This window comes from Actinomadura barringtoniae, assembly GCF_017573505.1.
Classification (GTDB): Bacteria; Actinomycetota; Actinomycetes; order Streptosporangiales; family Streptosporangiaceae; genus Spirillospora; species Spirillospora barringtoniae.
This window is the reverse complement of record NZ_JAGEOJ010000002.1, coordinates 228859-248210: the sequence shown is the minus strand read 5'-3', so window position 1 is coordinate 248210 and position 19352 is coordinate 228859. Positions and strand designations below refer to the sequence as shown.

Annotated in this window: 18 protein-coding genes and 1 tRNA gene; 14 read left to right on the top strand and 5 right to left on the bottom strand. The window is 70.3% G+C overall.

All coding sequences use genetic code 11. The annotated features are described in order from the left end of the window. The first annotated feature begins 126 nt into the window (after window positions 1-126). Entirely contained in the window at window positions 127-1260 is a 1134-nt protein-coding gene (gene efeO, locus J4573_RS05000; RefSeq protein ID WP_208254041.1) for an iron uptake system protein EfeO, read from the top strand. Next, the gene (gene efeB, locus J4573_RS04995; RefSeq protein WP_307796501.1) at window positions 1257-2564 is read left to right on the top strand and encodes an iron uptake transporter deferrochelatase/peroxidase subunit; all 1308 of its coding nucleotides are present in this window, start codon (window positions 1257-1259) and stop codon (window positions 2562-2564) included. Before efeO ends, efeB begins: the two co-directional genes overlap by 4 nt. Before the next feature lie 17 nt (window positions 2565-2581). Here efeB and J4573_RS04990 read toward each other — a convergent pair whose 3' ends face one another. Then, complete coding sequence (locus tag J4573_RS04990) at window positions 2582-3841, bottom strand: molecular chaperone DnaJ (RefSeq protein ID WP_208254040.1); 1260 nt, start codon at window positions 3839-3841, stop codon at window positions 2582-2584. 243 nt (window positions 3842-4084) lie between these two features. On the opposite strand from J4573_RS04990, the gene J4573_RS04985 reads away from it, so the two are divergent. The 11 genes from J4573_RS04985 (at window position 4085) to J4573_RS04935 (ending at window position 14594) form a co-directional block, all read left to right on the top strand. Then, a complete protein-coding gene (locus tag J4573_RS04985; RefSeq protein ID WP_208254039.1) occupies window positions 4085-4660 on the top strand; it encodes a TerD family protein in 576 nt (191 codons plus the stop codon). Between the two features lie 47 nt (window positions 4661-4707). Further along, a complete protein-coding gene (locus tag J4573_RS04980; RefSeq protein WP_208254038.1) occupies window positions 4708-5286 on the top strand; it encodes a TerD family protein in 579 nt (192 codons plus the stop codon). A 69-nt stretch (window positions 5287-5355) separates the two neighbouring features. Beyond that, complete coding sequence (locus J4573_RS04975) at window positions 5356-6441, top strand: DUF475 domain-containing protein (protein ID WP_208254037.1); 1086 nt, start codon at window positions 5356-5358, stop codon at window positions 6439-6441. A gap of 84 nt (window positions 6442-6525) precedes the next feature. Further along, window positions 6526-7104: a TerD family protein gene (locus J4573_RS04970; RefSeq protein ID WP_208254036.1), complete on the top strand. Its 579-nt coding sequence runs from the start codon at window positions 6526-6528 to the stop codon at window positions 7102-7104. Window positions 7105-7328: 224 nt separating this feature from the next. After that, a complete protein-coding gene (locus J4573_RS04965; RefSeq protein ID WP_208254035.1) occupies window positions 7329-8486 on the top strand; it encodes an HpcH/HpaI aldolase/citrate lyase family protein in 1158 nt (385 codons plus the stop codon). Window positions 8487-8505: 19 nt separating this feature from the next. Continuing rightward, window positions 8506-9912, top strand: a complete 1407-nt coding sequence (locus tag J4573_RS04960; protein WP_208254034.1) for a phosphoribosyltransferase family protein — start codon at window positions 8506-8508, stop codon at window positions 9910-9912. After that, complete coding sequence (locus J4573_RS04955; protein WP_208254033.1) at window positions 9909-11036, top strand: cysteine protease StiP family protein; 1128 nt, start codon at window positions 9909-9911, stop codon at window positions 11034-11036. The genes J4573_RS04960 and J4573_RS04955 overlap by 4 nt, the downstream gene beginning before the upstream one ends. Next, entirely contained in the window at window positions 11033-11860 is an 828-nt protein-coding gene (locus J4573_RS04950) for an HAD family hydrolase (RefSeq protein WP_208254032.1), read from the top strand. Before J4573_RS04955 ends, J4573_RS04950 begins: the two co-directional genes overlap by 4 nt. 98 nt (window positions 11861-11958) lie before the next feature. Continuing rightward, window positions 11959-12756: an LLM class flavin-dependent oxidoreductase gene (locus tag J4573_RS04945; RefSeq protein WP_208254031.1), complete on the top strand. Its 798-nt coding sequence runs from the start codon at window positions 11959-11961 to the stop codon at window positions 12754-12756. A 32-nt stretch (window positions 12757-12788) separates the two neighbouring features. Then, window positions 12789-14108, top strand: coding sequence for an MGH1-like glycoside hydrolase domain-containing protein (locus J4573_RS04940; protein ID WP_208254030.1), 1320 nt, complete (start codon window positions 12789-12791; stop codon window positions 14106-14108). A gap of 9 nt (window positions 14109-14117) precedes the next feature. Continuing rightward, window positions 14118-14594, top strand: a complete 477-nt coding sequence (locus J4573_RS04935) for a hypothetical protein (protein ID WP_208254029.1) — start codon at window positions 14118-14120, stop codon at window positions 14592-14594. Window positions 14595-14596: 2 nt separating this feature from the next. Here the strand turns inward: J4573_RS04935 and J4573_RS04930 are convergent, their stop codons facing one another. Next, window positions 14597-14881, bottom strand: coding sequence for a YtxH domain-containing protein (locus J4573_RS04930; protein ID WP_208254028.1), 285 nt, complete (start codon window positions 14879-14881; stop codon window positions 14597-14599). Window positions 14882-15033: 152 nt separating this feature from the next. Between J4573_RS04930 and J4573_RS04925 the strand changes: the two genes are divergently transcribed. Beyond that, window positions 15034-15106 (top strand) — tRNA-Asn (locus J4573_RS04925). A gap of 539 nt (window positions 15107-15645) precedes the next feature. Here J4573_RS04925 and J4573_RS04920 read toward each other — a convergent pair. The 3 genes from J4573_RS04920 to J4573_RS04910 all read right to left on the bottom strand — a co-directional run bounded on the left by J4573_RS04920 (window position 15646) and on the right by J4573_RS04910 (window position 19294). Further along, window positions 15646-15897 (bottom strand): hypothetical protein, encoded by a 252-nt coding sequence (locus J4573_RS04920; RefSeq protein WP_208254027.1) that lies wholly within the window; start codon window positions 15895-15897, stop codon window positions 15646-15648. Window positions 15898-16490: 593 nt separating this feature from the next. Continuing rightward, window positions 16491-16709: a hypothetical protein gene (locus J4573_RS04915; protein ID WP_208254026.1), complete on the bottom strand. Its 219-nt coding sequence runs from the start codon at window positions 16707-16709 to the stop codon at window positions 16491-16493. A 56-nt stretch (window positions 16710-16765) separates the two neighbouring features. After that, window positions 16766-19294 carry an ATP-binding protein gene (locus J4573_RS04910; RefSeq protein ID WP_208254025.1) on the bottom strand — a complete coding sequence of 843 codons (2529 nt, stop codon included), beginning with the start codon at window positions 19292-19294 and terminating at the stop codon, window positions 16766-16768. Window positions 19295-19352: the final 58 nt, after the last annotated feature.

The following is a 19352-nucleotide window of genomic DNA, read 5'->3' as shown; positions in this document are numbered from 1 at the left end:
TGAGCTGCGGAAACGCGGGAGTGGCAGGACTCACTGGCCGACGGGGCATTGTCCGACTTGACGTGCTGAGGTTAGCTTTAGCTAATTTAGGCGAGCCTAACCACATGTCATGTCCTGGAGACCTCGATGCGTCCTGCCCACGTTCTCGCCTTCGCGGGCGTCACCGCCCTGTCCCTGTCCGTCCTCGCGGGATGCGGCGGTGACGACAAGGCGGACGCGAGCGGCGCCGTCAAGGTCACCGCGTCCGACGACAAGTGCGAGGTCGCCAAGAAGGACCTGCCCGCGGGCAAGACCACCTTCAAGGTCACCAACAAGGGCGGCAAGCCCAACGAGTTCGAGATCCTGAAGTCCGACGGCAAGATCCTGTCCGAGCGGGAGAACATCGGCCCCGGCACGACCGTCGACTTCGTCGTGAACCTGCCCGCCGGCGCCTACAAGGCGCTGTGCAGCGCCGGGCAGACCGGCAAGGGCCCGACCCAGGACCTCACCGTCAGCGGCACCGGCGCGGCGACCGGCACCGACCCTCGCCTCGCCCAGGCCGCCACCGACTACAAGGCCTACGTCACCGTGAAGGTCGATGACACCCTCGCCAAGACCGGCGAGTTCGTGGCCGCCGTGAAGGCGGGCGACGTCGCCAAGGCCAAGGAGCTGTACGCCCCGTCCCGCGTCGGCTGGGAGACCATCGAGCCGGTCGCGGAGAAGTTCGGCGACATCGACCCGAAGGTCGACGCCCGCGAGGCCGACCTGAAGCCCGACGAGAAGGCGGCCTGGGGCGGCTGGCACTACCTGGAGAAGCAGCTCTGGAAGGACGGCAAGGCCAAGGGCAACGACAAGATCGCCGACGAGCTCATGGCGAATCTGGAGACCCTGAAGTCGCGCCTGCCCGGTCTGACGCTGGACCCGGTGAACGACATGGCGGGCGGCGCCAAGGAGCTCCTCGACGAGGTCGCGACCGGCAAGGTCACCGGCGAGGAGGAGGCGTTCAGCCACACCGACCTGGTCGACTTCAAGGCCAACGTGGACGGCGCCGAGAAGGTCTACACGCTGCTGAAGCCGGTCGTTCAGGAGAAGGACGCCGCCCTGGCCAAGGAGCTGGACGACAACTTCGCCGCCGTCCAGACCCTGCTGAAGAAGCACGAGAAGGGCGACACCTACGTCTCGTATGACAAGGTCGGTAAGGCCGACCGCAAGGAACTCGCCGACGCCGTGAACGCGCTGGGCGAGCCGCTGTCCAAGCTTGGGGGAGTGGTGGCCAAGTGACCGATCGCGAGAAGAGCAGCTCAGACGCCACGGAGAAGGCGGCAGCCGCCGAGAAGACGGCGGCCGCCGAGAGGAACGGCGGCAGGCTGTCGCGGCGCCGGATGCTCGGCTTCTCCGGGGCGAGCCTGCTGGTCGGGGCCGCCGCCGGTGCGGGCCTGGACCGGGTGGCGTCGGCCGAGACGGGGGAGAAGTCCTCCGAGGCGAGCGCGATCACCTTCCACGGCGCCAACCAGGCCGGGATCGCGACTCCCGTTCAGGACCGGCTGCACTTCGCCACGTTCGACGTCACCACGAACGACCGCGCCAAGCTGGTCAAGATGCTGAAGGACTGGACCGCCGCCGCGGCCGCCATGTGCCAGGGGCACGCGGTCGGCGAGGGGGCGGTCCCCGCGGTCGCGGTCGCGCCGCCGGACGACACCGGCGAGGCGCTCGGCCTGCCCGCCTCGCGGCTCACGCTGACGATCGGCTTCGGGCCGAGCCTGTTCGAGAAGGACGGCAAGGACCGCTTCGGGATCAAGGGCAAGCGGCCGACCGCCCTGGTCGACCTGCCGCATTTCCCGGGCGACAACCTCGACGCCGACCGCAGCGGCGGCGACATCGCCGTTCAGGCCTGCGCCGACGACCCGCAGGTGGCCGTGCACGCGATCCGCAACCTGGCCCGCATCGGGTTCGGGGTCGTCGCGGTCCGCTGGTCGCAGCTGGGCTTCGGCAAGACCTCCTCCACCACGCCCGACGCGCAGACCCCGCGCAACCTCATGGGCTTCAAGGACGGTACGGAGAACATCGCGGGCACCGAGGCCGCCCTGCTCAACAAGCACGTCTGGGCGGGCAAGGGCGAGGGCGCCGACTGGATGGCGGGCGGCTCGTACATGGTGGCCCGGCGCATCCGCATGCACATCGAGACCTGGGACCGTACGTCGCTGCGCGAGCAGGAGGACATCTTCGGCCGCGACAAGGGCGAGGGCGCTCCCAAGGGCCTCAAGCGTGAACGCGACAAGCCCGTTCTGGCCAACATGAAGCCCGACGCGCACGTACGGCTGGCCCACCCCGACTCCAACAAGGGCTCGCGGATCCTGCGGCGCGGCTACTCGTTCACCGACGGAACGGACGGGCTCGGCCGCCTGGAGGCGGGGCTGTTCTTCATCGCCTATCAGCGCGACCCGCGGACCGGGTTCATCCCGATCCAGACCAACCTGTCGTCCGACGCGCTGAACGAGTACATCCAGCACGTCGGCTCGGGCGTCTACGCGTGCCCCCCGGGGGTGCGTGAGGGCGGCTACTGGGGCGACACCCTCTTCGCGTGACCTACACGGCCGCCCGGCTAGTGGCCGGCGGCCCGCTCGGCGCGGATGCGCGTGACGACGTCGCCGGCGGCGGTCTTGATCGACTCCAGCTCCTGGAGGTAGGCCCAGTAGTCGGGGTGCGCGCCGCTCAGCCGCTGCGGCGCCCGTTCCAGCCGTTCGACGAGGGAGTCCAGCGCCCGCGCGTGCTGCGGCGCCGCGCCGCCCGGCTGCGCCATCGCCAGCTTCTGCGCGTCCCGTACGGCGAAGCGCACGGCCTCGGCGGGCGCGGACGGGTCGGCGGCGACCGCGGCCAGCTCGGTCACCCGGCCGGTCACCTGCCCGGCACGCCGGTCGGCGGAGTTCAGCTCGGTACGGGCGGCGGTGAGCGCGGTCTGCGCCTGCTTCCACTCGTTGCGGCCGAGCAGCGTGCTGGCCTCGTTCAGCCGCTCGCGGGCGCGCGTCACGCCCGACTCGATCGACTCGGGCGCACCCTTGAGGTCCTGCCAGCAGGCCTGCGAGTAGCCGCGCAGCAGCGTGGTCATCGCCTCCCGGACCGGTCCCACGCGGCCCGCGACGATGTCCACGCGGGTACGGACCGAGGCCAGGGAGTTGCGGACCTTCTCGCCCAGCTTGGGCAGCTCCTCGGCGGCCTCCCGGGCGCTCTCGGCGATCCGGGCGACCTCCTCGGCCTTGTCGATCGCCCCCGACAGCCCGAGTCCGCCGAGCCCCTGCGAGCTCAGCGTCGCCAGCGCCTCCTTGGCCTGCGCCAGCTCGGCCTCGGGGTCGGAGGCGTCCATCCCCGCCTGCCGGGCCGCGCCGATCGCCGCGTCGGCCGCCGCGACCGCGTCGCGGGCGGCGGTCAGGCGGGGCGGCAGCTGGTCGAGCGCGGCCTCCAGCCGGGCCATCGTGGGCGCGAGCCGCTCGGCGAAGCCGTTCAGGTCGTGGTTGATCTTGCGGAGGCGTTCGGACACCGCCAGGAACGCGCGCCTGGCCGAGTCGTACTCGGCGACCGAACGGCCGGGGTCGGCCACGTCGTGGGCGTCCATCACGCCGATGTAGGCGACCGAGGCGGCGTCGGCGGCGTCGCTCAGCCCGGCGAACTCGCGCTGCGCGGTCGCGCCCGCGGCCTGGTCGAGGTCGCTGAAGACCGTGACACGGCCCGCCAGGTACTTCTGCGCCTGGTCCATGTCATAGAACGCGGCCGCGGCGGCCTCCCTGGCCTCGACCGCGGCGTCCGCCGCCTGCGCCTCTCGCCCGGAGCCACGCCCCCGCCGGCGCTGGTCGCCCGGTCCCCGCAACGCTGCCTCCCCTTCGGAGCCGGCCCCGGTTCCGGGCCGGCGGGCCCTGATCCCGGGCCACCTCTAGTCTGGCCCCTCCCGCGCGATGTGTTCACCCTCACCCGGCCGTCTACGCAGGACTACTTGCCCATTTCGGGACTTCTGATCGATCCAGAGCGTCGTGAGGGAACGGATAGCATCACTTCCAGCGTCGTTATAGCGAGACGCCGGACGGCGTGGCAAAGATTCGATCTTGGAGGAATTGTGGGCGTCAGCCTCAGCAAGGGCGGGAACGTCTCTCTCACCAAGCAGGCGCCGGGGCTGACCGCGGTCACCGTCGGGCTCGGCTGGGACCTGCGGACCACCACCGGCACCGATTTCGACCTGGACGCCTCCGCGCTGGTCCTGGACGCCTCCGGCAAGATCGTCACCGACCGGCACTTCGTGTTCTTCAACAACCTGCGCACCCCCGACGGCGGCGTCGAGCACACCGGCGACAACACCACCGGCGCGGGCGAGGGCGACGACGAGCAGATCAAGATCAACTTCGCCGCCATGCCCCCCGAGGCCGAGCGGGTCGCGTTCGCCGTGTCGATCTACGACGCCGACACCCGCAGCCAGAACTTCGGCCAGGTGCGCAACGCGTTCATCCGCGTGGTCAACCAGGCCGACAACTCCGAGCTCGCCCGCTACGACCTCAGCGAGGACGCCTCCACCGAGACCGCGATGGTCTTCGGCGAGCTCTACCGCAACGGCGCCGAGTGGAAGTTCAGGGCGGTGGGCCAGGGGTACGCCTCGGGTCTCGCGGGCATCGCCATGGACTTCGGCGTGAGCATCTAGCAGAGCAGAGAGCAACCCCGTAACGAACGACCAGGGAGCAGTCGATCATGGGAGTATCGCTGGCCAAGGGCGGCAACGTCTCGCTGACGAAGGCCGCACCGAACCTCACCGCCGTGTCGGTCGGGCTCGGCTGGGACGTGCGCGCCACGACCGGGGCCGACTTCGACCTGGACGCGTCCGCGCTGCTGCTGAACAGCGGCGGCAAGGTCATGTCCGACCAGCACTTCGTGTTCTTCAACAACCTGAAGAGCCCGGACGGCTCGGTCGAGCACACCGGCGACAACCTCACGGGTGAGGGCGAGGGCGACGACGAGTCGATCAACGTCGACCTCACCGGCGTCCCGGCCGAGTGCGAGCGGATCGTGTTCCCGGTGTCGATCTACGACGCCGACAACAGGTCCCAGAACTTCGGCCAGGTCCGCAACGCCTTCATCCGCATCGTCGACCGTTCCGACAACAACGAGCTCGCCCGCTTCGACCTCACCGAGGACGCCTCCACCGAGACGGCCATGGTGTTCGGCGAGCTCTACCGGCACGGCGGCGAGTGGAAGTTCCGCGCCGTCGGCCAGGGGTACGCCTCGGGCCTCGCCGGAATCGCCACCGACTTCGGCGTCAACGTCGGTTAGCGGGCACCCCCGCGGTGCCCCGGTGCCTGTTCTCCCCGCCTCGCACCCCCGCCTAGCAGAAACGCACTCATGATTCTTCGCACGTTCGGGTGGTCCTTCGCCATCACCGCCCTCGGCCTGCTGGCCGCCTTCCTCTACGAGGGGACGACGGCGCTCGGCCTGGTGGCCGTGCTGGCCATCCTCGAGATCTCGCTCTCGTTCGACAACGCCGTGGTCAACGCCAAGGTGCTGGAACGGATGAGCGCGTTCTGGCAGCGGATCTTCCTGACCGTGGGCATCGCGATCGCGGTGTTCGGCATGCGGCTGGTCTTTCCCCTCGCCATCGTCGCCATCACCGCGAACATGAGCCCGTTCGAGGCGCTCGACCTGGCGCTGAACGACCAGGAGAAGTACGCCCACGCGCTCGAGTCGGCCTACCCGATGATCGCGGCGTTCGGCGGCATGTTCCTGCTCATGCTCTTCCTGGACTTCGTCTTCGAGGAGCACGAGTACGAGTGGCTGGCCTGGCTGGAGCGGCCGCTCGCCAGGATCGGCAAGCTGAACCAGCTCTCGGTGGTGATCGCGGGCGGGGCGCTGGCGATCGCCGGCGGCTTCTTCGCCGACGACCCCGGCGACGTGATGATCGCCGGCGTGCTCGGCATGGTCACCTACATCCTGGTGAACGGGCTGGGCGACCTCTTCGAGGGCGCGGGCGACGTCGACGAGGACAGCGAGGACGTCAAGCGGGGCCCGAACGGGCTGGCGGTGGCGACCGGGAAGGCGGCGTTCTTCCTGTTCCTCTATCTGGAGGTCCTGGACGCCTCATTCTCCTTCGACGGCGTGATCGGCGCGTTCGCGATCAGCACCAACCTGATCATCATCGCGCTGGGCCTCGGCATCGGCGCCATGTACATCCGTTCGCTGACGGTCTTCCTGGTCCGCAAGGGCACCCTGCACGAGTACGTCTACCTCGAGCACGGCGCGATGTGGGCCATCGGCGCCCTGGCGTTCTGCATGCTGGTCAGCATCGGCCACCACGTGCCCGAATGGATCACAGGCGGGCTCGGTGCCGGCCTGATCATCGCGGCGTTCCTCAGCTCGGTGGTCCGCAACCGCAACGAGGACGGCAAGAACCAGAGCTCAGCCGACAAGGAGCTGCACTCGTCGGGCGTCTAGCCCTCCGTCCCGCCCCTTCCGCCTAAGGCTCCGCCACAACTGTCACCCCGCGCGTCCGTGATCCCCCCTCAATGGAGGCGACCAATGTCGATCTCGCTTCAGAAGGGCCAGAAGGTCTCGCTGGCCAAGGCAGGCGGCGGCTCTCTCAGCCGCGTCAAGATGGGCCTGGGCTGGGACGCCGTGACCAAGAAGGGCCTGTTCGGCAAGGGCAAGACCCAGACCATCGACCTCGACGCGTCGTGCCTGCTCTTCGACGCCAGCGGCAACCACACCGACACCGTGTGGTTCAAGCAGCTGCGCAGCAAGGACGGCTCGATCCTGCACACCGGCGACAACCTGACCGGTGAGGGCGAGGGCGACGACGAGGTGATCAACGTGGACCTGCAGCAGGTCCCGGCCAACGTCACCCAGCTGGTCTTCACGGTCAACTCGTTCACCGGGCAGGACTTCTCGCAGATCGCGAACGCGTTCTGCCGCCTGGTGGACGAGACGACCGGCGAGGAGATCGCCCGCTACGACCTGAGCGGCTCCGGGGAGCACAACGCCCAGATCATGGCCAAGGTCTCCCGCGATGGTGAGGGCTGGTCGATGACCGCGATCGGGGTCACCGCCAACGGCCGCACCGTCCAGCACCTGCTCGGCGCGGTTTCCCCGCACCTGTAGGGCGGTTCGCCGCACCTGCGGCGATGCCGGTATCGCCACACCTGTAGGGGTTTGCGCTCTGTTCTGAACAAGCGGAATGGGACGTTCGGGCGCCGGTGGGCATTTTTGGGTGCTCACCGGCGTTTTCTCTGTGTCCGAATCAGCCGTTTCACCGTCTTACCCTGGATATCGTTCGCCCGCGGGGGCCCAGAGGTTCCGACGGATGGGAAAGGGACCCAGCGTGCATGCGGCACTTTGATCACATCGACACTGCCTACCGGAAGCATTTGTTCTTTCGGCACCCACGCCGTTTCGGACGCCACGACGACCCCGAGGTCCTCGCGGTGGCGCTCGGTGCCACGCTCTACAGCCCCGCCATCCGGCCCACGCTGGCCGACGACATCGCCAAGGCGGCCCGCCGCGGGGTGACCAGCATGGTCATCTGCCTCGAGGACGCCATCCCCGACGAGGACGTGGCCGCCGCCGAGGCCAACGCCGCCGAGCAGCTCCGGCTGGTGTACGAGCGGGCCGGCGAGCCGCCGCTGCTGTTCATCCGGGTCCGCCACGAGGACCAGATCGCCGACATGATCGACCGGCTCGGCGAGGCCGCCGACCTGGTCACCGGGTTCGTGCTGCCCAAGTTCACCGCCTCGACGGGGGACGCGTACCTGGAGGCCCTGGCCGCCACCGCCGAACGCACCGGGCGGCGGCTGCTGGCCATGCCGGTGATCGAGAGCCGCGAGGCGGTCTACCGCGAGACCCGCAACGAGCTGCTCCAGGACGTGTCCCGGCTGCTCGCCAAGCACCGCGAGCGGATCCTGGCCGTACGGCTGGGCGCGACCGACCTGTCCGCCGCGTACGGGCTGCGCCGCCCGCCCGACCTCACGATCTACGACATCCAGCCGGTCGCCGGGGTGATCTCCGACGTGGTGAACGTGCTCGGCCGGGCCGACGGCACCGGCTTCGTGGTCACCGGGCCGGTCTGGGAGTACTTCTCGGCCGGCGAGCGGATGTTCAAGCCCCAGCTGCGCCAGTCGCCGTTCGACGCCCACCGGGCCGCGCCGCTGCGCCAGCAGCTGATCACCTCCGACCTGGACGGGCTGATCCGCGAGGTCCACCTGGACAAGGCCAACGGCCTCACCGGCAAGACCGTCATCCACCCGACGCATGTGGCCGCAGTTCATGCCCTGTCGGTCGTGACGCACGAGGAGTACTGCGACGCCGCCGACATCCTCGGGGTGAGCGGCGGCGGCGCGATGGCCTCCTCGTACGCCAACAAGATGAACGAGGCCGGGCCGCACCGCGCCTGGGCCGAACGGCTGCTGCTGCGCGCCCGGGTCTTCGGCGTGGCCGCGCAGGACGTCACGTTCGTCGAGCTGCTCGAAGCCGCGGGCGGCCGATGAGCGGGAACGCGGGCGGCCGATGAGCGAGGACACGCGCCGGCCCGGCGAGGAGGCTGCGCGCTGGCCCGGCGAGTGGGTGGCCGAGCGGCTCGGCGTGCGGCTCGAGGACGGGGCGCGGCCGGTCGGCGCGGGCCTGTCCGACCTGGTCGGGCTGGCCGTACGGCGCAACCCCAAGCGCGCTCACCTGCTGGTGTCGACCGTGCTGGGCAAGCACGTGCCGACCGACCCGCGCCTGGTGTACGGGTCGGGCCTGCTGCTGGGCGACCTGGTCCGGGTTGCGCTGCTCGGCGGCACCGTCGATCACGGCGGGCTGCTGTCCGAGGCGCTCAAGGGCCGTCCGGGCGCGGCGGCCGGGCTGCGCGACCTCTTCCGCGCGCCGCGGGCACCGGTGGACGCGGCGGTCCTGGGATACGCCGAGACCGCCACGGCGCTCGGCCACGCGGTCGCCGACTCGCTCGGCGGCGCCTACTACCTGCACTCCACGCGGCGGGCCGTGCCCGGATTCGCGACGTACGGCGGCTTCGAGGAGGAGCACAGTCACGCGACCAGTCATCTGATGCTGCCGGGCGATCCGGGGGAGCTGGACCGCGACGTGCCGCTCGTGCTGGTCGACGACGAGCTGTCCACCGGCCGGACCGTGCTCAACACGATCGAGGAACTGCACGCGGTCCGGCCGCGCCGCCACTACGTCGTCGCGGCCCTGGTCGATCTGCGGAGCGGTGCGGACGAGGCACGGATGGACGCGCTGGCGCGGCGGCTCAACACGCGGATCGACGCGGTGGCGCTGGCGCGCGGGACCGTACGGCTGCCGGGCGGCGTGCTGGAGGCCGGGCAGAAGCTCGTCGCCGGGCTGCACGCCGAGGACCGCCGCGGCAGGGGCGCGTTCGAGGTCGAACGGGTGGACATCGGCTGGCCGGAGGGGCTGCCGGACGGCGGGCGCCACGGCTTCACGCCCGAGCATCGCGTGCGGCTGGAGGAGGAGCTTCCGCGCATGGCGGCGCGGCTGCCCGTGCTGGGGCGGCGCGTGCTGGTGCTGGGCTTCGAGGAACTGATGTACGCGCCGTTGCGGCTGGCCGAGGCGCTGGCGGACGCGCATCCGGACGTCGCGGTCCGGTATTCGACGACGACGCGTTCACCCGTGCTGGCGGTGGACGACCCGGGCTATGCGATCCGATCGCGCCTGTCGTTCCCCGCGCTCGACGAAGGCGACGGCGGTGGCGACGGCGGTGGCGGCGACGGCGGTGGCGGTGGCGGTGGCGGTGGCGAACGCTACGCCTACAACGTCGATCAGAGCTTCGACTCGATCGTGCTGGTCGTGGACGACGTCGCGGTGCAGGACGGGGGGCTGCTGGCGCGGCTGCGGGAGCTCGCGCCGGTCACGGTGGCCACGATTCCCGCGTATCGGGGGCAGGGGGAACGGACATGACGCTGCCGGAGCCGCTCTACGGCCCGCAGTTCGGCAGCTATGCGGCGGACGACGTGGCGTGGCTGCTCAAGGATCTGTCGGACGTACGGCTGGAGGCGCCGACCGAGGAGCGCGAGGCCGCGATCCAGGCGGGCACGGCGCATTACGCTGAGTCGCTGCCGATGGAGTACCAGCCGGGCGCCGCCTACCAGCGGCTGTTCCACGAGGCGCTGAAGGCGTCGGCGGAACGGCTGGCGTACGCGGTCGGGCTGATCACCGAGATGATCCTCGCCGAGCGCGGACCCGACGCCGTGCTGGTGTCGCTGGCGCGAGCCGGGACCCCGGTCGGCGTGCTGGTGCGGCGCTGGGCGCGGTTCGCGCACGGCCTCGACCTGCCGCACTACGCGGTCAGCATCGTGCGGGGGAGGGGCATCGACGAGGTGGCGCTGCGCTACCTGGTGGCCCATCACGACCCGGCGAACGTGATGTTCGTGGACGGCTGGACCGGCAAGGGCGCGATCACCAAGGAGCTCGGCGCGGCGCTGGAGGCGCACGGCGGCGGTTTCTCGCCGCGGCTCGCGGTGCTGGCCGACCCGGGGCGCTGCACGCCCGTCTACGGGACGCGCGACGACTTCCTGATCCCGTCGGCCTGCCTCAACTCGACGGTGTCCGGGCTGGTCAGCCGTACGGTGCTGAACGACGAGCTGATCGGGCCCGACGACTTCCACGGCGCCAAGTTCTACGCCGAGCTGGCCGGCGCGGACGTGTCGGGAGTGTTCCTGGCGGCGATCTGCGCACGGTTCGGCGACGTGGCGGAACGGGTCGCCAAGGACGCCCCCGAGCTGATCGCGGCCGACCGTACGCCGGACTGGTTGGGCTGGGAGGCCGTGCGGCGGGTCGGGCAGGAGCACGGCGTGGACGACCTCAACCTGATCAAGCCCGGGGTGGGGGAGACGACGCGGGTGCTGCTGCGCCGCGTTCCGTGGAAGGTGCTCGCGCGTTCGGACGCGGGCGACGACCTGCGCCACATCCGCCTGCTGGCGCGCGAACGCGGCGTGCCCGTGATCGACGTCGAGCCGGACGCGCTGCCGTACGCGTGCGTCGGGCTGATCCATCCGAGCTTCGGCAAGGGAGCCGTTCAGTGACCGTGCTGGTCTGTTCAGACCTCGACCGGACACTCATCTACTCGCAGGCGGCGCTGTGGCCGGAGGGCGCCGCGCCGCGGCCCGACGCCGACCTGCCGCGGCTGCTGTGCGTGGAGCTCTACCAGGGCGCGCCGCTGTCGTACGTGACGGAGGAGGCGGCGCGGCGGCTGGAACGGCTCGCGGCCGCCGCGGCCCTCGTACCGACGACGACGCGGACGCCCGAGCAGTACGCGCGCGTTCACCTGCTGGAGAAGCCGCCCGAGTACGCCATCTGCGCCAACGGCGGCCGCATCATCGCGGGCGGCGTCGACGACCAGGACTGGGCGGCGGCCGTCCACGCGCGCGTCACCGAGACGGGCGCCGCGCTGGAGGAGGTGCGTGAACGCCTTGAGGTGACGGGTGGGGACTTCGTGCTGAAGCTGCGCACCGCCTCGGACCTGTTCGCCTACGCCGTCGTCGACCGCGCCGCGCTGCCCGCCGGCTGGATCGAGGACCTGACCGGTTGGTGCGAAGACCGTGGCTGGCGTACGTCGCTGCAAGGCCGCAAGGTCTACTGCCTGCCCGAGACGCTGAGCAAGGCCACCGCGGCCGCCGAGATCGCGGGCCGCGTCGGCGCACGGCTCATGCTGGCCGCCGGCGACTCGCTGCTCGACACCGAGTTGCTGCAGGCCGCCGACGCCGCGATCCGGCCCGCGCACGGCGAACTGCACGACACCGGCTGGACCGGAGCCGCCGTCACGGCGGCGCGCGGCATCGCCGCCGGGGAGGAAATCGCCGGCTGGCTGCTCGGCCGGGTGTGCTCATTCACCGAGAACGGCGCGTGAACGAAGAGAACCGACGGCGACTAGGGGGTCGTCGGGATGCGTTTCTCCGGTCACAATCGCGTTAACCCACGGTGCGCGACCACACCCGGAGGCGCGGCATGAAGGTCGACGTGGCGGTGACCGGGCCTGAGCTGCGGGAGATCTCCTCGCTGGCCAGGCTGGCCGAGGACATCGGCTTCGACGGCCTCCACACGGCCGAGGCGCGCCACGACCCGTTCCTCCCGCTCGCCAGGGCCGCCGAGCACACGACCAGGATCCGGCTCGGCACCTCCGTCGCCGTCTCGGCGGCGCGCAGCCCGGTGAACCTCGCGCACATCGCCAACGACCTGCAGGAATACTCGCGCGGCCGGTTCGTGCTCGCGCTCGGCCCGCCCACCAGGATGCGCGACGCCGTCCAGGCGCTGCGCGCGATCTGGCGGACGTGGGGCGACGGCGAGGCGCTCGCGTTCCTCGGCGAGCACTACCGGCACACCGCGATGACCTCGTTCTTCCGGCCGCCGCCGCACCCGTACGGCCCGCCGGCGATCCACCTCACCGGCACCGGCCCACGCACCGCGCAGCTGGCGGGTGAGATCGCCGACGGGCTCGTACTGAACGGCTTCCCCGGCGAACGCCACCTGCGCGACGTCACCGTTCCGGCGCTGGAACGCGGGCTGCGCCGGTCCGGCCGCGACTGGGACGACATCGAGGTCGTCGCGCCGCCGTTCCTGGTGGCGGCGCCGTTCAACGTCGCGGGCCGGGAGGCGGCCGAGGAGATCGCCGACCTGCTGGTGCGGCGGTACGGCGCGCTGTGCCGGCGCGTCACCCTGATGGGACCGTTCCATCAGGATCCGGGCAGATGGGCGGGCCTGGTCGCCCGCGTCCACGAGATCACCTGCGAGCCCGTCCCGTCGTAGGACGGGCCAGAACGGAGGTCATGCCAACCATCATGAGTCCCCGTCTGACCGGCGACGAGAGCGCGCTGTGGCAGGCAGCGGCCCGGGTGCTCGACGCCAACTGGACCGGGGCGGCGACCGTACCGTCACCGGGCCTGTATCCGCACCAGTGGAGCTGGGACTCGGCGTTCGTCGCCATGGGCCTGGCGAGGCACAGCCGCGAACGCGCCGAGAACGAGCTGCTGTCGCTGTTCCGCGGCCAGTGGGCCGACGGCCTGCTGCCGCACATCGTCTTCAACGCCAGCGAGGCGCGCCTCGCCTACTTCCCCGGCCCCGAGCTCTGGCGCTCGGACCGCCAGGCCGCCGGCCCGCACAACGTGCAGACCTCCGGCCTGACCCACCCGCCCCTGCACGCCCTGGCCGCACTCCGCCTGCACGAAGCCTCGGCGGACGCCGAGCACAGCCGTGCCTTCCTGGAGCACATCTATCCCAAGCTGGAGGCCCAGCACCGCTACATCGCCTGCAGCCGCGACATCGGGGGCGCAGGTCTCATGGCCATCTGCCACCCCTGGGAATCGGGCCTGGACAACAGCCCCGCCTGGGACCGCCCCCTGGGAGCCCTGCAACTCCCGCCCACCGGCTACGCGCCCCGCCGAGTCCCTCGCAACTTGCCCACAGGCGAGGACTACGACCGGTACGTATGGCTGGTCAGCATTCTGCGCGACTCCGGCTACTCATCGGCCTACCTGCGCGACGAACACCCGTTCGCCGTAGAGGACCCCCTGGTCAACGCCACCTATCTGGCCTCCACCCACGCCCTGGCCGACATCGCCGTCGCGATAGGCCGCGACCCCACCCCCCACCGCGAGGCCGCCGACCTCATCCACCAAGCCCTGCTCGCACGCCTCTGGGACCGCGACACCGGCTGCTTCAGGGCCCGCGACCTCCGCGACGACCGCCTCCTGCCCGTAGTGACGATCTCCACGTTCGGCCCGCTCCTGGACCCCGAACTCCCCGGCACAGTGGTACGCAACCTCGTCGACCTGATGCTCTCCGCCCGCTTCGCCGGCGCCGCGGGCTACCCCGTCCCGTCCTGCGACATCCAGGCCCCCGCGTTCGACCGCGGCGGCTACTGGCGCGGCCCCACCTGGATCAACACCAACTGGCTCCTGTGGTACGGCGCCCTGGGCCACGACCTCACCGTGATCGCCGACCTGCTCTACGGCTCCACCCTCCGCCTGGTCCGCCAGTCGGGCTTCCGCGAGTACTTCGACCCGTTCGACGGCACCGGCCGCGGCAGCCACGACTACAGCTGGTCGGCGGCCCTCATCCTCGACCTCCTAGGAGCCCGCAGAGCCCCCCAAGCCGCCTAAGCTGGGCCCATGCGCCGCCAGCCGTTCCGCGACAAGATCACCCTGCACGCCCGAGAGCGCGTGCTGGCTCACGCCCCCACGAGGGGCGGCTCACACGTCGTCGCCACCACCACGGCGCTGCACCTGCCCACCGAGTCCGGCGACTTTCTCCGCCTGCCCTGGGAGTGCGTCGACCAGGCCTCGTGGAAGGAAGGCTGGCTCCACGTCCACGAGACCTCTTCGGGCCCCGAGCACCACGTCCGGCTCACCGAACCGGGTTCGGTCCCCGAGACGGTCCGGGAGCGCGTCACCGCCACCATCGCGGTCAACCACCACGCCAAGCTCGCCGACGGCAGCAGCGTCCGCATCGCGGGCCGCCGCCCGGCGACCGGCGGCGAGGTGCGCTGGACCTTCGTCTTCGAGAGCGGCCTGGACCCCAACGACCCCGGCCTCCGCGCCCAAGCCGAGCAGGCCCTCGAAGACCTCCGCCGCCAGACCGGCCTCTAAGATCACGACTTGACCGGCACCTGCTCCGGGTCGAGCTCCTCTTCGGGCACCGGCGAACGCCGCACCTTCTCGCCCACCTTGTGCCCCGCCCCGACCGCCTTGACCTTGGCGACCTCGGCGATCTCCCCGCCCTTGGTCATGATCAACCCGGCGGTCTCGTGCACCTTCTGGCTCTCCGCCACCTTCTTGGAGGCGTTCTTGATCTGCTCGTATCGCTCGCGACCGGCCTTCGTCCCCAGGACGTAACCGATCGCCGCGCCCGCAATGAACGGAACGCGGTACTTCATGGGCCACCCCCGGCCTTCAGGAATCGTGACCCCAGGCATACCCAGGAACCCCGCGCCCAGTCCCCCCACCCGATATGCCTGCGCGAACAGGTCCCAGGATGCGCTAATCTAGACCCGCTGGCGGGGAGCGAAACCCCCGCACGCAGGCACGATCCCGCGTAGCTCAATCGGCAGAGCAGCCGGCTGTTAACCGGCAGGTTATTGGTTCGAGTCCAATCGCGGGAGCTTCACCAGACTCTCAAAACCCCAGCTCAGGCCGGTTCCCGCGCGCGGAAACCGGCCTTTGTGCTGTGGTGAGTAACAAACTGAGTAACTAAGCCTGTCCTCCGGAACCAGTCCAGCCAGGCCCACGGCGTCCCGCCGGAACGTCCGCAGCGCGGTCATCGCGTGCCGAACCTGTCCGTCCGGATCTGAGCCCCCGGCGCGCCGGGGGCTCAGGCAAGCTGAACTAGAGCTCGCGCAGCGCCATCGCCCACCGCTCCGGAAGTCCGAACGGGACGGCCTGGTCTTGATGTCCTCATGGGCCCGTACGGAGCGCCAGATGTAGGTCGCGAGTTCTTCGTGGTTCCATCCGGCTTCGTGGACTGGGGTCCTGCCTCTTCTTTTGTCGAAAGCGACGACGTGAGGCCAGCCGAGCTTGTATAGCTCCTCTGTTCTGGTCCCGGCGAGCAAGGCGATGACCGCGTATTGGCGCATTTCCGAGCGTGCTTACTCGCCTCAGACCAGTCAAAGCATCGGCCTATGATGGCGGTCTTTAATTCAGGTCAGGCGCCACTCTGAGTGTTGATCGCGCCGACCTTGGTGGCGATGAGTGTGCCGTTGGCTCCGGGAATCTGCGAGCCAGTGAGCACCTCCGAACTGGAGCATGACAGCGACACCTTGCCGGGTGCGGTGAGCGCGACCGTTGACGCACCGCTCAATGAAGCCTCGCTGTAGCCGGCCAGGTTGCGAGCGTGCAGAAGCGTGACGAGACCGGTCAGCCTGCAGAAGGCCATCTTGGAGTAGCTGACGTACACGCTGGCATTTACCGTGTAGTTGCCGGCAGGCAATGAGAGAGTGACAACGTCGGTGTAGTCAGAGGTTAGATTAACGGTCCTACGAGCAGTGTAAACATCCCCTACCGCCGGGGCGGCGGCTCGGTAGGAAGTTCGGCTGGGTGAGCTCGCATTGGCGGCGGTGTAGGTAGTTCCCAAGGCGGCGATAGCGAGACCTGAGATTCCGAGCGCGACTGCCTTTGCAGACCTGTTCATGTTACTCCCGTACCGGAATGATCATGTGTCGGCGTTCACTGAACCATGGCAAGGTCGACCAGTCCACTCCGATTTCCCGCAAATGCGAGGAGCTGGCCAGTTTCGGACTATGCGACGGGAGTGACCTCCTCGTCCGCTCCTCAAGCGTCCTGGACCGCCTCGACGCCGACAGCGACGGGCAGGTCCTCGAGCGCAGGTCACGCATGCCGTCCACCTGCTCCGAACATGTGCTGCCCGTTCGAGTCCAATCGCGGGAGCTTCCCTAATCCCAGCTGAGGCCGGTTTCCGTGTGCGGAGACCGGCCTTTGTGCTGTGGTGAGTAACAACACTGAGTAACAAGACCACTCTGAGGGGTGCGGTCAGTCGGTGGGGTGGCGGGGGGCGGGGACTGTGGGGTCGGTGAACTGTTGCTCTAGGGCCATGAGGACGCTGTGTTCATAGTCGCTGAGGGTGGGTTCTTTGCCCTCGGCGGTGGCGGCGCGGAGGGCGTGGTAGACCTCGGCGCAGGGCCATGCGTTCGCCCCTAGGTACATGAGGCCGATCTGGATGAAGCGCAGCGCCGATCTTTTGTTTGGCATGTAGGCCCTCCCGGATTGGTGTTGAGGGTCTCCGGGACGGGTCGAGGATCGCTGGGCTACTTCTTGAGCCAGGTCGCTATGAGGGTGCGATTGGGGACTCCGAGCTTGTCGAGGATGTGGGAGACGTGGTTCTCGACGGTGCGCTCGGAGAGGTGAAGGCGGGTCGCGATCTGGCGGTTGGTGAGGCCCTCGGCTATCAGGGCGGCGACCTGGTTTTCGCGGCTGGATAGGGGGCCTGGGCCTAGGAGGGTGCGGGCGCGGGCCGCGAGGGGGGCCATGCCCAGGCGTTCTGCTTCTTGGAGGGCTTGGGCTGCGGCTTGGGGTTTGCCTAGGCGGGCTAGCTCTAGGTGGGCCAGGGCTTGGTACGGGGGAGAGTCGAGGGCCTTGCTTTCGTCGAGGGCGTTGGTGAGGTGGTTTTGGGCTGCTTGTTTGTCGTTGAGGAGGAGGGCCAGGCGGCCCAGGTGGAGAGATATGGGGCCGCCCCAGGGCGTGTGGGACGGGCCGTTGGCCTGGCGTCCCGCGAAGGGGAGCAACGTTGTGTAGAGGGTGTCGGCGCCTTCGGTCTCGTTGAGGAGGGCGAGCATCTGGGCGTTGCCCATCGAGATGATGAGCCACTCGGGAACTCGTTCGGGGACGTGAGCGAGGTGGGGGAGCAGGGCGTGCCAGAGGCGGGCGGCCTCGTCGCGGCGGTCCAGCTGGGCGAGGATGCGGGCCAGCCAGGCGCGGGCGAAGAACGGGCCCCGTTCGGCGAAGGCCCGGACGCGGGTCTCGATCTCGGCCAGGCCCTCGCCGGTTTCCATGGCGTAGTGGGACGCGAAGATCAGGTCCAGGTGCTCGGCGCCCTCGTGGCCGCAGCGGCGGCCGATGGCCAGGGCCTCGGCGGCCAGGTCACGGCCGTCGGCGAACCGGCCTTCCAGGTGGGCGAGAGCGGCCTGAACGAGGGTGAGGTGCCATCGCCAGAGGGGCTCGCGGGAGCGGCGGACGTGCGCGGTGAACGCGGCCAGTTCGGCTTCGAACGGGATGCGGAGGCCCAGCTCGCCGAAGGCGTCCATACGCCAGACATGGCCGATGAGGGGATTGCCCAGCTCGATGGCGCGCGCGCCGAGGTCCAGGCGTTCGTGCACGTGGCGGGCGTTGCTCAGTTCGGTCCGCCGGGCCTCCAGGGCGAGCAGGCGGGTGTCGGGGTCGCTTGCTGCGGCGAGGGCGCGTTCGGCCGTCGGTTCGGTGTCGGGCGCCCATGGGTCCGCGGTGATCGCCAGCTGGGCCAGGACGCGTGCTTCGCGCTGGGGATCCAGGTCGTTGCGGAGCGCCTCGCGGCAGAGGGCGTGGATCTCCGCGGTGAGGGGCGAGAAGGCGATGCCGCGAGGGATCACGGCTGCGTCGGCGAGGATCCGGGCGTTGTGCTGGGCACGACCTAGGTCGGCGGCCTCGCGGCAACGGCTCCAGGCCTCCTCGACGTTGCCGCTGCGGAACTCGCAGCGGGCCAGGTCGAGGAGCAGGCCGGGTTGGGGCGGGCCCGGGAGGCGCAGGGCGGCACGGTACTGCTGGGCGGCGTGCTCGTAGGCGAGGCGCGCCTCGGCATGGCGGGCGGCTTGCAGGGTGGAGTCCAGCGCTTGCTCGTGCTGCGCCTCGCGCAGGTGGTGTGCGCGCGCCTCTACGGTCGCCACGGCGGGTGCCGCCAGGGCGTGGAGGCGGCGGCGTTCGGCAGAGTCGAGGGTGGCGTAGAGCGCTTCCTGGACGAGTGCGTGGGAGAACGACGCGTTCTCTGAGGAGATGCGGACCAGGCCCGCGCGGGCGGCGGGGGTGAGGGCTTCGGGTGGCTGCTCGGTGATGGTCGAGAACGTGGCGAGTGAGAACTCCTGGCCCAGGACGGCCGCATGGGAGAGGAGGCGGGCCGTGGGCTCGCCCAGACCTGCCACGCGTTGCTCGATGACCTCGCGGACGCCGTTCGGCACGCCGTGGCCGTCCTTCAGCTTGAGCAGCTCGAGCACGAACAGAGGGTTGCCGCCGGAGCGTTCCCGCAGGCCGTCGAGGGTTTTGGGGGTCAGGTCGTGGCCCAGGGTGAGCGCCGCGAGCTTGCTCACCTCGCCGGGGCTGAGGCCGGTCAGGGTCAGCGAGGAGCACGCACGGCCGCGCAGGAGTGAACGCAGCTCCGGTGACTCCGGCCCGCGGTAGAGGCCGACCAGCAGGAGCGGCATGTCAGGCAGCTCGGCCGCGACCGTCTGGAGCAACGCCAGCGAGGACGGGTCGGCCCAGTGCAGGTCGTCGATCACCAGCAGGGCCGAGCCGGCGCCGGCGAGCGCCTCGACGGCCTCGTCGAACAGACGCGCCCGGCTGTCGCCGGTCACGTCGAACGGCCGGCCGAGGGAGCGGAACAACTGGGTCCAGGGGCGGAAGGGCGTTCCGCCCTCACCATCGAGGCAGGTGCCCCAGGCAGCGCGGACGCCGCGGGTCAGCGCGTGCGCCAATGCGGTCTTTCCGGCCCCTGCCTCGCCCTCGATGAGGACGAGGCCGCCGTCGCCTGCGCGTGCCTCATCCAGCCGTGCGGTGAGGAAGGCGAGTTCACGCTCGCGGCCCACGAACATGTTGAGTACCCCGCTGAGTGGTTCCCCTGATGCCCGTAGCCTGCCCGATTCCTACGGT

Bases quoted from the DNA above. Each gene is read 5' to 3' on its own strand.
- efeO (WP_208254041.1), top strand. From the start codon at position 127: ATGCGTCCTGCCCACGTTCTCGCCTTCGCGGGCGTCACCGCCCTGTCC.
- J4573_RS04980 (WP_208254038.1), top strand. From the start codon at position 4,708: ATGGGAGTATCGCTGGCCAAGGGCGGCAACGTCTCGCTGACGAAGGCC.
- J4573_RS04975 (WP_208254037.1), top strand. From the start codon at position 5,356: ATGATTCTTCGCACGTTCGGGTGGTCCTTCGCCATCACCGCCCTCGGC.
- J4573_RS04970 (WP_208254036.1), top strand. From the start codon at position 6,526: ATGTCGATCTCGCTTCAGAAGGGCCAGAAGGTCTCGCTGGCCAAGGCA.
- J4573_RS04965 (WP_208254035.1), top strand. From the start codon at position 7,329: ATGCGGCACTTTGATCACATCGACACTGCCTACCGGAAGCATTTGTTC.
- J4573_RS04960 (WP_208254034.1), top strand. From the start codon at position 8,506: ATGAGCGAGGACACGCGCCGGCCCGGCGAGGAGGCTGCGCGCTGGCCC.
- J4573_RS04955 (WP_208254033.1), top strand. From the start codon at position 9,909: ATGACGCTGCCGGAGCCGCTCTACGGCCCGCAGTTCGGCAGCTATGCG.
- J4573_RS04945 (WP_208254031.1), top strand. From the start codon at position 11,959: ATGAAGGTCGACGTGGCGGTGACCGGGCCTGAGCTGCGGGAGATCTCC.
- J4573_RS04940 (WP_208254030.1), top strand. From the start codon at position 12,789: ATGAGTCCCCGTCTGACCGGCGACGAGAGCGCGCTGTGGCAGGCAGCG.
- J4573_RS04935 (WP_208254029.1), top strand. From the start codon at position 14,118: ATGCGCCGCCAGCCGTTCCGCGACAAGATCACCCTGCACGCCCGAGAG.
- J4573_RS04930 (WP_208254028.1), bottom strand. From the start codon at position 14,881: ATGAAGTACCGCGTTCCGTTCATTGCGGGCGCGGCGATCGGTTACGTC.
- J4573_RS04915 (WP_208254026.1), bottom strand. From the start codon at position 16,709: ATGCCAAACAAAAGATCGGCGCTGCGCTTCATCCAGATCGGCCTCATG.
- J4573_RS04910 (WP_208254025.1), bottom strand. From the start codon at position 19,294: ATGTTCGTGGGCCGCGAGCGTGAACTCGCCTTCCTCACCGCACGGCTG.